This is a genomic window from Prevotella melaninogenica (assembly GCF_003609775.1).
In the GTDB taxonomy this organism is placed as follows: Bacteria; Bacteroidota; Bacteroidia; order Bacteroidales; family Bacteroidaceae; genus Prevotella; species Prevotella melaninogenica_A.
The window spans coordinates 1,136,643-1,151,109 of record NZ_AP018050.1 but is presented as its reverse complement, the minus strand read 5'-3'; the positions used below and the strand labels follow the sequence as shown (position 1 = coordinate 1,151,109).

General features: G+C 38.4%; 8 protein-coding genes. 2 read left to right on the top strand and 6 right to left on the bottom strand.

Going from position 1 to position 14,467, the window contains the following annotated elements; translation table 11 throughout:
• The first annotated feature begins 17 nt into the window (after positions 1–17).
• Complete coding sequence (locus PMEL_RS11295; protein ID WP_120175367.1) at positions 18–2,573, top strand: ATP-dependent helicase; 2,556 nt, start codon at positions 18–20, stop codon at positions 2,571–2,573.
• Positions 2,574–2,646: 73 nt separating this feature from the next.
• Here the strand turns inward: PMEL_RS11295 and PMEL_RS11290 are convergent, their stop codons facing one another.
• Genes PMEL_RS11290 through ispE form a run of 3 tightly spaced genes read right to left on the bottom strand, consistent with a single transcriptional unit; the run spans position 2,647 to position 9,749 of the window.
• Positions 2,647–5,523 carry a PD-(D/E)XK nuclease family protein gene (locus PMEL_RS11290; protein ID WP_120175365.1) on the bottom strand — a complete coding sequence of 959 codons (2,877 nt, stop codon included), beginning with the start codon at positions 5,521–5,523 and terminating at the stop codon, positions 2,647–2,649.
• 52 nt (positions 5,524–5,575) lie between these two features.
• Positions 5,576–8,887, bottom strand: coding sequence for a UvrD-helicase domain-containing protein (locus PMEL_RS11285; RefSeq protein WP_120175556.1), 3,312 nt, complete (start codon positions 8,885–8,887; stop codon positions 5,576–5,578).
• A gap of 22 nt (positions 8,888–8,909) precedes the next feature.
• Positions 8,910–9,749: a 4-(cytidine 5'-diphospho)-2-C-methyl-D-erythritol kinase gene (gene ispE / locus PMEL_RS11280; RefSeq protein WP_120175364.1), complete on the bottom strand. Its 840-nt coding sequence runs from the start codon at positions 9,747–9,749 to the stop codon at positions 8,910–8,912.
• Positions 9,750–9,848: 99 nt separating this feature from the next.
• On the opposite strand from ispE, the gene dnaB reads away from it, so the two are divergent.
• Positions 9,849–11,369, top strand: coding sequence for a replicative DNA helicase (dnaB, locus tag PMEL_RS11275; RefSeq protein ID WP_120175362.1), 1,521 nt, complete (start codon positions 9,849–9,851; stop codon positions 11,367–11,369).
• A gap of 379 nt (positions 11,370–11,748) precedes the next feature.
• Here dnaB and PMEL_RS11270 read toward each other — a convergent pair whose 3' ends face one another.
• From PMEL_RS11270 to PMEL_RS11260, 3 genes are all read right to left on the bottom strand, one after another.
• On the bottom strand, positions 11,749–12,429 hold the full coding sequence (locus PMEL_RS11270; RefSeq protein ID WP_120175360.1) for a GDSL-type esterase/lipase family protein: 681 nt from the start codon (positions 12,427–12,429) through the stop codon (positions 11,749–11,751).
• 177 nt (positions 12,430–12,606) lie between these two features.
• Positions 12,607–13,026: a hypothetical protein gene (locus PMEL_RS11265; RefSeq protein WP_120175358.1), complete on the bottom strand. Its 420-nt coding sequence runs from the start codon at positions 13,024–13,026 to the stop codon at positions 12,607–12,609.
• A gap of 211 nt (positions 13,027–13,237) precedes the next feature.
• Complete coding sequence (locus PMEL_RS11260; protein ID WP_120173978.1) at positions 13,238–14,176, bottom strand: IS30 family transposase; 939 nt, start codon at positions 14,174–14,176, stop codon at positions 13,238–13,240.
• Between the last annotated feature and the right edge of the window lie 291 nt (positions 14,177–14,467).

Here is a 14,467-nt window from a genome sequence, read left to right as displayed (position 1 = left end):
AAAACGAAGAAGATAAGATGATATATCAAGATAAGGAAGAGACAATTCTCTCTGCACTAAACGAGAGCCAGCGTGAGGCTGTTGAGTATTGTACAGGGCCATCATTGGTTATTGCTGGTGCAGGTTCGGGTAAGACACGTGTGCTTACCTATAAGATTGCCTACCTACTTAATAAAGGCTTAGCCCCATGGAATATCCTTGCACTTACGTTTACGAACAAAGCTGCAAGAGAGATGAAGGAACGTATCGCCCAGATAACAACTGCTAAAGATGCGCAACATCTTTATATGGGAACGTTCCATTCCATCTTTGCACGTATCCTACGTCGTGAAGGAGAGGCTATCGGCTTTGGAAGTAATTTCACGATTTATGATGAAAATGACTCTCGTTCACTTATTAAGAGTATTGTAAAAGCCTTAGACCTTGACGAAAAAATCTATAAACCAGCCGCAGTGCATAACTTTATCTCAATGGCAAAGAACCATCTTATCACAGCTGCAGAATATGCAGAAGACCGTGCTGCCATTGAGCGTGACCGAAGTGCGCGTATGCCTGCTATCCACATGATTTACAAAGCATACGAAGCAAGATGTCGTCAGGCAAATGCAATGGACTTTGACGATATTCTACTTTATACCTTCTTGCTCTTCCGTAACAATAAAGAGATTAGAGAGAAGTACGGACAACAGTTTGAATATATCTTGGTAGACGAGTATCAAGACACAAACTATGCACAGGTAAGTATCATCAGCCAGTTGGCTGAAACACATCGACGCATCTGCGTTGTGGGGGATGACTATCAGAGCATCTATTCTTTCCGTGGTGCTAACATTGACAATATTCTTGACTTCAAACATAAGTTTGAAGATGCAAAACTGTTTAAGTTAGAGCGCAATTACCGCTCAACACAACTCATCGTACAGGCTGCTAACTCGTTGATGAAACACAACGAACGTCAGATTCCGAAGGATGTATTTTCTAAAGAAGCTGAAGGAAACAAGATTCTCTATAAACCTTGCTATAGTGATAGGGAAGAGGCTATGGTTGTTGCGAATGAACTGAAGCGTATCAAACGCAATGATGATTGTGATTATGGCAACTTTGCCATTCTCTACCGTACGAATGCACAGAGTCGTTCTTTCGAGGATGAATTCCGCAAACAAGGTATACCTTACAAGATTATTGGTGGACTTTCTTTCTATCAACGTAAGGAAATCAAAGATATCATCGCATATTTCCGCCTGGTTTCTAACCCTGATGATGAAGAAGCTTTCCGTCGTATCATTAATTATCCGACACGTGGAATTGGCAATACGACTGTTCAAAAGATTATTGATTGTGCCCAGCAAAATTCTGTTTCATTATGGGAAACTATCCTCAATCCTATACAATATGGATTAGATGTCAACAAGGGTACAATGACAAAGCTTTTTGCTTTCAGAACACTTATCAGTGGATTTATTAAGAATGTAGCACTGAAAGATGCATACGAGCTTGGAAAAGAGATTATTGAAGAGAGTGGGGTAAGTGCTGATATCCGTTCAGGGAATGAACCAGAGGACTTGGCTCGTCGAGAGAACTTGGAAGAGTTTATGTCGGCTATGCAGGGCTTTGTTGATTCAGGACGCGAAGAAGGTCGTGAAGAAAATGTCTATCTTACTGACTACCTCCAGGAAGTAGCATTATACACAGATGCTGATAAGGAAGACGATGACACCCCAAAAGTGACATTGATGACAATTCACGCAGCAAAGGGATTGGAATTCCCAACAGTGTTTGTCGTTGGATTGGAGGAAAATATATTCCCAAGTCCAATGTCGGCAAGTTCAAAACGTGAGATAGAAGAAGAGAGAAGATTACTCTATGTGGCTATAACACGTGCCGAGCGGCATTGTATATTGACGAATGCAAAGAATCGTTTTCGTTATGGATCAATGCAAATTGATAACCCAAGTCGTTTCTTAAATGATTTCGACCCCGCACTAATTCATGTAGAAGATGAGGCAAATAGTACTTTTGGAGGTGAACGACGTAAGATGCCTTGGGACGAGGACAATAGCTCAAGAAGCACTTGGGGACGTAATCGTTCAGAAGATAATTTCCGTGAATACGAGCCAAACAAAGCATATACTGGTAGCAGACCTTGGGGACAAGAATATCGTCAAATGGGCTCGAGATGGCAGAATTCAAATCCTGTTGCAAGCCAATTTCGTGCTGACCCAAAGCCAAAGATAACTGAACGCAAACGCCCAGAAACTGCTGTAGACCCACTGTCAGAACGTACAAAACGTAGATTAATAGCAGAAGGAGGAAACTTTAAGCGCTTATCTTCTGCTATGACGAATGGCGGTAGAACATTATCAACCGAGAGTTCTTCATTATCTTCGGTTTCATCGGTAGCTTCAATAGGTGGGCTTAGTGTTGGTGTAATGATTGAACATCAACGCTTTGGTATTGGTAAGGTGTTAAATCTTGAAGGTTCTGGGGAAAATGCTAAGGCAACAGTTGAGTTCCGTAATGCAGGAACAAAACAGCTACTCCTGAAGTTTGCTAAGTTTAAGGTTATTGGTTAAGAACATTACAAATACGATAGGCGGCCATAAATGTATTCGCATTTATGACCGCCTATTATCTTTATAGCTGTAATTATCGTCCACACATCTGTTTATAAGGACAGTATTTACAACTATCAGTATTATCTGTTGGAGCAAAAGCTATATTAGGATTATGTATTTCTTCGAGCTTCTCCGTGAGATTTCTAAGAAAATCCTCTTCATATACAGTGACATCCGTAACTTCCTCATTATCTATTGACAGTACCGGGGTATAGTCATCACTACCTGCATGTTGAATAAAGAGCAAAGCAGGACTAACGGCACGATGATTTGGATTGTGTTCTGAATCGTCCTTTGCTTCAATAAGACTGTATAGCATCGCCTGCATTGTATAGTCACTCTTTTTACTTAAAAATTTTGGATTAAACATATCATCAACACATTTCAGTGACTCCGCAGCTTTACCACCAGTCTTATAGTCTACAACACGCAAGCGTGCAATATCATTATCAACAAATATCTCGTCCAAACGGTCAATACGTCCACCAGTTTCGATTTGCTTATCTAATCCATTCACATTAATTGTCAATGAGCGTTTAACAGGAAACTCATGCCCAATCACACGTAATGGGGCAGAACGCTGATCAATACGCAATAATTGATGAAGATACTTTATAATTACTTCACGATTGATAAGTTGCAGTCCATTGAGCTTTGGATGTTTTCTTACTCCTCGTTGTTGATGAAATAGTTCAGTAGCAAATGCCTCGTCAACGATATCATCCAATGTAAGTTCAGCATTCCCTGATGTGAGAGACTGGGTACTCTTTCCTGTCTTCAACAAATAATCTATATTCTTGGTAGTAATGACTTCTCTCGGCAATAACTTTTCATACATAAGCTGTGCTGCAGTATGAAAAATATTACCAAACATTCGATTATCAACATCATCAACATCAATTTCATCGAGTTCATTTATACCTGCAATATATTTAAAGTAATACTTTAGTTGACAAGTTATATATGTATTAATAGCAGTTGGTGAGAAATAACTGATTTCATCGAGTCTTTTCAGCACAGCTTCATTCTTTTCAACCTCTTCGGCTTCACAGCGCATTGGCTCTTGTCCTGCTTGCAAAGTTAGTCGATGAATTGGGTGATTCCATTCTACCATCAACTGTAAAATGAAACGACTCATCTCTCCAGTATGACTACCTTGTGTGGAGTTATTATAAAGGAAAGTAACATCCTTTGCCCGCTGAATCATACTATGGAAATAGTAGCTATAGATGGAAATCTTATTATCAATTGTTGTTAACTCGTATGCCTTTCGTATAAGATGAGGTATAAATGAAGCATCATCTATCCCTTTTGGCATATTTCCTTCGTTACAAGAGAGCACAAGTACATGATCAAAATCGAGATTACGCGTCTCAAGAACGCCCATCACTTGTACACCACGTGCTGGTTCACCATGAAAAGGGATACTTGTAGCAGCAATAAGCTGTGTTAAAAGTCGACGAAAGATTATCTTATCTGCATCCAAATCACCATTTACCATCAGCTCAGACAAACGTATGAGCAAGGTGTACATACGGAAAACAGACTCTTCAAAGAGTGGATCTTTATCGTCTGCACCATTCATGCCGATGAAACGGATAGTTTCTGCTAACCAACTAACTAATGCTTGTAGGTTCTGCTTATCACTTGGATGGTATTCAAAGATTGAGCCTTCTTTTGGCTTCACATAAAACTGCCGTTCACTATTCAATCGTTCGATGATTTCGGCAACTTTAGGTGTTAAATACTTTCCATAAGGGTGACGTAACACTCTGTTTACATAATGAAGTCTATAACTCTGCTCTTGCACAGAATAACCTTCTGTCTGTAATGCCCAAAGCTGCGTAACCATCGATGCAATCGGGGTTTGTTGTAACGGATAACCCGTTGTGACATTCAGAGTATCGACTTCATCAGGTATACAATGAATAACGGTCTGCAACAGATGTTCATCACAAAGAACAATTGCTGTACGCTTACCATCTTTATATCTTTCATTCTCTCGCAACCACTCGGTGATATAACGTGCTTGTAAGTTCTCAGTAGGGGCAGAGATAATATTTATTTCCTTCTCTTTACCTAAATTATCGTACAATTCATCGTTATCGTTTGGTAAAGCATTGGGGAATATATCAAGCCAACGACGAATATAGTTACCCGCTTCATTAGTAGACTTCATATAATATCGGTCATAATCCCAATAGAAACTTGCCTTTTCCTCCTTTAAGAAGCGTTTAAAGAGAAGCTGCTCAACCTTCTGAAGTACGTTGAAACCGATAAAAATATAGTGTTCATATTGTGCTTCTATCTTCGCATTCTCTACCACATCACGATAAAGCATACCCTCGTATGCAAGCTTTTGATCTCTAAGTTTTTGCCTAAAATTATTATATATATCATTCAACTTATCCCAAAGAGTTATAAAACGTTCTCTAAGCCCCTCTGGGTTATAATCGAAATTAGCGAAGAAACGGCGCAACTCAGCCTTCTGTTCATCACTAAGATAGCTAATATCATCTAACTCTTTAAGATTACTAATATTAGAGAACACCATCTCGGCATCCGCCATATTTTTATCGATATCATCGAAATCGGCTAAGAGCAGTTGCCCCCATCCATAGAAATGGTCTAAGGTTTCATTCGTATTGCCTGTAACCTCAACATAACTCTTATAGAGGTCACAAATACTTTTAATAGGATCAGCAATTGTTAGTTCTGAATGTTGACGAAAGAAGTCAGAAATAGTAATATATGCAGGACTCCATACAGGACCATCAGCCAGTCGAGCTAATGCTTGATTCAAAAATAAGGCAGCACGTTTATTAGGAAAGACCACAGCTATATGTGCCATGTCATTACCATATTTATTCAACAAATCAACTGCAACGTGTTCGAGAAATGTATTCATAATTTATATATCAGAACGCTTGTTAAGTATAAAATAAAATTAGTAATATAGGCTACTCTCCCTTAAATAGGAGGAAAGGAGTCGGTACAATCTCGTTTCTAACGACATACCAAATATAACCCGACACCTTCTCATAACCCATACGCATAAGTAAACTCATGTAGCGTTGTACTTGCTCATGATATTCTTCTTGTGGTTTACCGAACTTGAAATCTACCACAATTATCTCCTTTCCATCGGTCATTACACGATCAGGACGATGTTCATAAATATCTCCACTCTCCTTATCATAGTCAAGAATGGTACATTCATTAAACAGCCTCCATCGTGAACTAAACCAATCTTTCACTTTATCATTCTTCAAAGCATTGGCAATCTTGTTCTGCAGTTCTCTCGATGTAACCTCATCATTATAGATAACTCCCTCTTGCTCTAATTCCTTCAAGCGAGGTTCAATGTCTGCCTCAGTAAGAATAGTAGAAAAGAGTTGATGAAGTATATTTCCAACCTTTATATAACGATTTGCATCAGAAGGGTCAATATCTTCACCATTAATAAAGTCATGACTCTTATTACTCTGTCGGAAGCTGACAGGGTGGGGGAAAGTTTCTATCTTCAACTTATGTGTCTTAGGGTTTAGTTCAAAAGGATTCTCCGTTGATTTCTCCTGTTTTACACGCTCTTCACTATCCATTAAAGTGCCAAACTCAAAACAGATAGGCTCCTTATCGCCAGCATCATCAAGCGTTGCTCCTGATAATTCTTTAGCAAGATTATCGATAACTAATTGTATAATCTGTGAACGGTCTGTAGCCGTATTACCATTTTGGAGGTTAGTTAAAGTGCTTTTAGAAGCCTTTTTACCAGTAATAAATAGATTCTTTCCAGCACGTGTAAAGGCAACATAAAGCAAATTCATGTTATCAACAATATTCTGAAGATGCTCCTCTTTGTAATCATCTTCAAATACTGTACCTAACATCTTTTTGGAAAAATCTATTGGAATCAACGGTAATTCTCCATAAGGTTTCTCCTTATTATCTCCTGGACACCATATTGTATTACCATTTGTTTTCTCTAACTCCCAATCACAGAATGGAATCAGAACATTATCATATTCAAGACCTTTACTCTTATGAATAGTTATCAAGCGTATTCCATCAACTTCATCACTTTGAATAGTATTACTTGAAAGAGTGTCTTCCCATTCTTCGATAAAATCGTCTATATCTGCTGGGTGATCTCTCAAATACTCATTCAGCGTATCATAGAATGTACATACGTATGCACTCTGCCCTTCAAGACAGCCAAGATTGAAAAGAGAATAAATCTCATCAACTAAATCAACAAGAGACAGCCTTAATAAAGACTCAAACTTATCAATATAACCATTTGGTAAGAATGACTTTAATTCCATCTTACCTCCATCAACAAACAATGCATTATTATCTTTATCTGTCTGCATTACTTGCTGCTGATAAAGCTTAACCAACTTGCTTTCTGTTAGTTTATCATCTGGATGTGTAAGCAATCGCAGAGCAGCAATAATCACATTAACAGCTAACGAAGCATCTAATTGAAAAGCCTCATCAGATACAAGACTTACATCAGCTCCAAACTCACTTTGAAACTTATCTACAATATCTGGTATTACAGTCTTAGAGCGTGCAAGGATAGCAATATCTTTTTGTTTATAACCACGCTCTAAAAGTTGACGAACATTATCTATTAGTTCATTTAGAACACTCTCCTTATATTCTGCACTTACAGTTTTATCATAGTGAAAGAGTTTAATACGTACACAGCCCTTACCATTATCTTTCCGTGGTTTCTGCTCAATTTCCTTATAAGCCTCTATTAATTGGCTTGCACCTTTTATCTCATCGCTCTCCAACTCTTTAACAGTTTGCACAACAGCCTGCGTAAAGAAAGCATTATTAAATCGGATTATGTTCTTTTCTGAGCGATAGTTAGTATCCAGCGGTTCAATCTTTATTTGTTCGTTAGAGAACTCATGTTCAATATTATTTAGCAATTTCCAATCACCTTGGCGCCATCTATAAATACTCTGCTTGACATCACCCACAATCAGATTATGAGATTCTATTTGTGCCATACAGTTATCAAGTAGCTTGCGGAAATTATTCCATTGGATAGTACTTGTATCTTGAAACTCATCAATCATGATATGCTTCAAGTAAGCTCCCATCTTCTCAAAAACAAAAGGCGTATCAGATTCTTTCATTAAAGTGCTAAGTAATGATTGCGTGTTACTTAGCATAAATCGATTCGTGTCTTTATTTATCTCATCAACAGCCTCAGAGATAGCATGTAAAAGACGAAGTTGAGAAAGATGTTTAAGCGTAAGATTACTTGATTGATACTCCTTCCACCCCTCTGTTCTATATTTTTCCAAGAGTTTTAAATCATTACACAATGATGCTGAGGCAAGTTCTATAATCGTTGCTTTCTCATCTGCAGAACAAGAGCCAGATGGCCACTTGCTTGCATTTTCTATACACGTATTTACGTATTTGGGGGCATCATTATCCGATGGAGTGCCCTTCGCCAATTTAACTATATATGGATATATCCCTCTTGACTTGTTGTTAAATAAGTTTTGATTGTCCACATTAGCTTCACGTATTTTTTGTAGCATTTGCTTTGCTTGATCATTCAAATTCTTTAAAGCTTGTGCACGTCTCCTACGCAAATCCGTGATGAAATCGTTAAAAAAAGAAGTATCTTTGAATCGTTTATCAAGCTCAGCCTTATGATCTTTATAGAAGTCCTTAAATATATTCTTTCCGAAGTCCTTTATCTGCCCAATAACATTCCACCCTTTGTCATCTTCAATATTTTTATCGATATAATCGCGAATCCAACTCAGAACTTCTTCACCTTCTTCCAGACTATTAATTAACTCATCAACAGCCTGCGCCTCAACCTGCTCATCATTAAGGTCTATACGAAGATTAGCTGTAAGATTTAATTCACGAGCAAGATTACGCAATACAGATTGAAAGAAGGCATCAATCGTCTGTACCCGAAACTCATTATAATGGTGAGTAAGCAGCGACAAAGCTTCAGCAGCATTCTCCCTAATTGTTTGTTCAGGGAAGCCTGTTTTCTGTAACACCTGCTCATAATATGCCTGAGAGTCTGGCAACTTATGAGCAATACCATATAGCTGGGAAAGAATACGTGTTTTCATTTCCTGCGTTGCCTTATTAGTGAAGGTAACGGCAAGAATCTTCTTATAATCTTGTGGATTCTTTACCACTAAGGTAATATATTCTGATGCTAATGTAAATGTTTTGCCCGAACCCGCTGATGCTTTATAAACCGTTAATGCTTTTTCCATCATGAATGAGTAAAGATTGATGTTAGAGTCTGACACAATATGTGAACATATCTGGGAAGAGTTCCTTTATGTTTGTTGGTTTCTGTCCAAAGATACCAAAAATAGTACTACCACTACCAGACATCTGTGCATACAGAGCACCATTCTCATATAGTTTTTCCTTAACATCAGCCAATATAGGATGTTTTGCAAAAATAGATGCCTCAAAATCATTTGTCAATTCAGAACGCCATGTATCAATCGGTTGACGAACAATATCACGACAGCTTTTCACTGGCTTCTTAGGCGTCACACCTGCGTATGCTTCTGCTGTTGAGACAGCAACATCAGGTTTTACCAAAGCAAGATAATAACCTTCTAAATTATTATCCTCATTATCCGCAGGTGCAAGCACATCACCAATTCCCGTTGCATAAGCAATTTCAGAACGAATAAAGAACGCACAGTCAGCACCCAATTTAGCTGCGTAACGTTCCATCTCAGCATTCCCCATATTCAAACGAAAACGCTCATCAAGCAACCGAATCATATAAGCGGCATCAGCAGAGCCACCGCCAAGTCCTGCTTGCATAGGAATACGCTTAACAAGATGAGCATGAACACGAGGAAGGTTATAATCTTGTGCAAGAAGATGATAAGCCTTTACAACTAAGTTCTTGCTCTCATCACATTCCACGACATTGCCTGTCACTTTTAAATCAATAGGAGTAGGAGAGGGAAACTCCTCATCCATCTTCTTTATTTCTAAAGCATCACATAAAGGCACTGGATAAAAGACAGTTTCAAGGTCATGATAACCATCAGGACGCTTTGCAACAATATTTAAACCGAGGTTGATTTTGCAGCAAGGAAAAGTAATCATAGTCTAAAATTATAATTTAAAGATTCTTTTCTGCAAAGATAATAAAAGCTTATAAGATTGATGTTAGAAATGGAATATTTTTTGTAATTTTGCCAGCGTATGCCAGAAAGAAGTAATAACAATAAAAGTAGTCGTAGGACCAAGCAGGCTCCTATTGACACGACATTCGGTCACCTCCAGCCACAGGCAATTGACATTGAAAAAGTTGTTTTAGGTGCACTTATGATTGATAGCGACGCCTTCACAGTTGTTTCTGAAATCATTAAACCAGAAACATTCTATGATTCTCGCCACGAGAAAATTTACGAAGCTATACAATCATTGAACCTAAAGGAGAGACCTGTAGACATCATGACTGTGGTTGAGGAACTCCGTCATAAGGGCACACTTGAAGATATAGGTGGGCCTGCTTATGTCGTGGAGCTTAGTTCCAAGGTTGCTTCTTCTGCGAATATCACCTATCATGCACATATTCTTGCACAGAAATACTTAGCACGCCAACTTATTCAATTTGCCTCAATGATTGAGACTGATGCCTTCGATGAAACCGTCGATGTTGATGAGTTGATGCAAAAAGCTGAGGGAACTTTGTTTGAAATTTCTCAGAAAAATATGCTACAAGACTATGTGCAAATTGATACTGTCGTTGAGCAGGCTCATCAACTGCTCCTCAAGGCTGCAAACAACAAAGGTAGTTTAACTGGTGTACCAAGTGGCTTCCATGACTTAGATAAGATTACAGCAGGTTGGCAGGCATCCGACTTGATTATTATTGCTGGACGTCCAGCCATGGGTAAGACCTCATTTGCGCTTAGTATTGCTAAAAACATAGCCGTTGACTATCGTAAACCTATAGCTTTCTTCTCTCTTGAGATGAACAACGTACAGCTTGTCAACCGTCTAATTTCAAACGTATGTTCTGTACCGGGTAATAAGATTCTCAATGGTCAGCTAACCCCTGACGAGTGGGAGCGTTTCGATTCTAACATACGAAAGATGCAGGGTGCGCCTATCTATGTTGATGACACACCTGGACTTTCAATTTTCGAACTTCGAACAAAAGCGCGCCGATTGGTACGTGAACACAATATAGAAGTTCTCATGATTGACTACTTGCAGTTGATGAATGCGAATGGTATGCGCTTCAGCAGCCGTCAGGAAGAGGTTTCTACGATTAGCCGCTCATTAAAAGGACTTGCAAAAGAGCTGAACATTCCGATATTGGCACTATCACAGTTAAGCCGTGCGGTTGAACAGCGTGACCCACGTGAGGGTAAACGTCCACAGCTAAGTGACTTGCGTGAGTCTGGTGCCATTGAGCAGGATGCCGATATGGTACTTTTTGTGCATCGTCCAGAGTATTACCACATCCTACAAGATGATCATGGCAACGACCTTCACGGTATGGCTCAGATTATTATTGCTAAGCACCGTAAGGGTGCAACAGGTGACGTGCTACTCAACTTCCGTGGCGAATACACTCGCTTTGCTAACCCTGAAGATGTTGACATGGCTGTACCAATACCTGACGACCCACTGGGCGGTGAGATTATTGGTAGTAAGATGAACGAGGAACCTATTCCACCATATCCAACAGGAGATATGAGAGCACCTTTCTAAACGACATAAGAGAATCATTTCAAGACATATAAAGTCTATAAAAATTTATTACAAAAATAACGACTATCGAATCTATTTAAGGTCAAAATAGTCGTTATTTTTTTATCATTGTAACTAACCGATTATCAAGTAGTTGTAAAAAACCATTTTAAAAGGTGCTTAGTTGGACTTCAAAAGGGCGTTAGTAACATTGCAAAAGGGCATCTTTCGGAAGCTAATTGGGCGTTAATTGAAAGCCAAAGGAGTATCTTTCAGTTTACAAAATGTGATTTTATTTTACAAACTAAGATATTATCGAAGAACAAGTATATAGCTACTTAACATCTATATTTAGCTTTATCCTCATCAAACTGTAAACCTCAAAAAATATACACTAACATTATTCATTGATATAAGAACGAATAATATTTGCCCAAACCTCATAACCTTTATTCGTAAGATGAAGTCCATCACGACAATAATCAGGGTGCATTTCATTAGCGTTAGCACCTAAAAGGGGGGTATATAAGTCTATAAATACAAGCTTATTAGCACTACAATAATTCTTCAACTTTTCATTTAACTGAATAATCATATCATCCTTACCTTTAAGTAGTTTCCAAACACCAACTTTTTCATTTAAGGGTAAAAGACTTTGAACATAAAGTTTAGTTTGTGGACACGTTTGACGAATTGACTCAATGACGTTAATAACGCCCTGAAAAGTGCGCTCAACCGTCCATCCATGGCTTAAATCATTAGTTCCACACTCAAAGAATATTTTACTTGGTTTATAAGGCAAAATCTGATTTAATCGATTAGAAATTCCTCGACTATCATCTCCAATAATCCCTCTATTAATAATCCTTCTTGCATTAGGAAAGAAGCGATTCCAGTCTTTTCCATATTCAGAATGACTATCGCCCAACATGACAATAGCATTATCTGGCAAAGAACCCTCTTGCTTAAATTGATTCACTTTAATATTATAGTGTTTTGAGCCGCAATACGTAACGTTCTGAGCGTGTATTGATAGGATAGTAACTGAAAGAAAGAGGCAAAATAATAGTTTTTTCTTCATATAAACACTTGAATAACATATCCAACCATCAGAATACTAAGTATTAATCTTATTTATTCTTACTGCAAAATTAAGAAAAAAGAAAGAGATATAAAAGGAAAAGTCCGGTTATCTGTTCCAAAGGAAGGGATAGCCGGACTTTTAAATAAGAGGATTCTTAAATAATTGTTGCACTTATTAGTTTATGTGACGCATTACTTTGCGAAAGTAAGCTTGTGTCTTTGCAACATTGTATCGAATACCACCACTCCATAAACGGATGGCTTTCTCGACACTGTTCAATGGATTGTGGAAACTCTGGATAATCACAAACATTTCCTTTGACTTTGTAGCATTGAAACGATCTGAAAGTGAATAACGCTTACTGCTACCAGTACTTTTAAGAATGTTGTTGCACTCCTTTACCAAAATAGGAGAAATCTGAAGTACACCAACATAAGGACCATTTACGGCTGCAGGATTACCCTTGCTTTCAATCTGAATGATTGCATTCATTACTGGTTCCCAATCAAAGCCATCATTTTTGGCAGACACTTCAACATGTGAAGCAAAAATCATTAAGAAACAAATACTTACTACTTTTAAAATTCTCATCATTAAAAAATTTCCGAAACCTTGGAAGAGTAGGTCAAAAGAGCTACTCTCTACGGCGTGTTCTTATGTGAGAATGAGTTATCACCACGCCTCAGTTTCATATTAACGCTGCAAAGTTACAAAAAATATTCCTGATATACAACACTTTAACATTTAATATATAAAGTTGGGAATGAACAATTACTATGCGCAGAGTCAACCAGCAAGTGCAAAATTACAAAACGTGTTTAAAGAACTCGCACTTTGGATTAGAAAAGTTTAATTTTTCTCTTGGTCTTTCGTTCAATTTCTTTTGTATGGACATAATTCTCTTGTCCGTATATTTATCAAACGAATCCTTTTTAGGTATATACTGCCTGATTAATTTGTTTGTATTCTCAACAGTTCCCTTTTGCCATGAACAATATGGGTCAGCGAAGTACACGGGCACTCCTAAGTATTTTGTGATGTCCTTATGTGCTGCAAATTCAGGTCCGTTATCTGTTGTAATTGTCTTCAGGCTGTCTTTGTATGGCAGCAGTAGTTTCCTAACCACCTTTACCAGAGGCTTTGACATTTTTCCAAATGGCAGTTTCTGCATAAACAACATATTGGTGGATTTCTCCACTATTGTGAGTATGGCGTGCTGGGCAGGATCGACGATCAAGTCCATCTCAAAATCTCCGAATCTCTTCCCGTCAACTTCCTTACTTCTTTCATGGATACTCACCCTGTCCTTTATTGGAAGATGTCCGCCTTGGGGACGATGCCTGTATTTCATCTTATGCCTTGTGTGCTCTGCAAGCTTCCCTGTTGTGTCATTGTGGATAATGTTATAGATGGACTGGTGGGAGACCTCTATACTCTCATTTATGCGCAGATACCCTGATATTTGTCTTGGAGACCACTGGTCGTTGATAATATATTCTTTAATTCTCCAAACTAATTCGTCGGAGAGTTTGGCGTTAGTTACCGTGCTCTTTCTGCGCTGCATAGCCATATCATGCGCCTTCGTCCAGATATACTTTCCCGAAGGCGTACTGTTGCGTTTGATTTCACGTGAGAGTGTTGACTGACTAATACCGACGATCTCGGCAATTTCTTTTCTCGCTGTTTTCTTTTGGAGTAAGGCAAAAATTTGCGACCTTTGCTCCGAGATTAATTGATGATACATTTGCAATACAAAGTTAGTTAATCTTTGGGAGACTTCGGTCTCCTTTTTTATTTGTATTGCTGGTTGTTTCTTTTTCCTCTCCGAGAGATGCAGACAACCTCTCGCTACGCGTCGAGAACGTCTGCATCTCTCGGAGAGGGACACTCTTTTATTGCACTTCGTTTTGGAACTTGCAATGCCTAATAATAGACTTTTACTACTAAAAGTCGATGAAATCATGCTATTTTTGCGGTACAAGCAATTTGTGGCATTGAAAAAGAATGTTTACCTTTGTGATGATTTTAGGTCTTT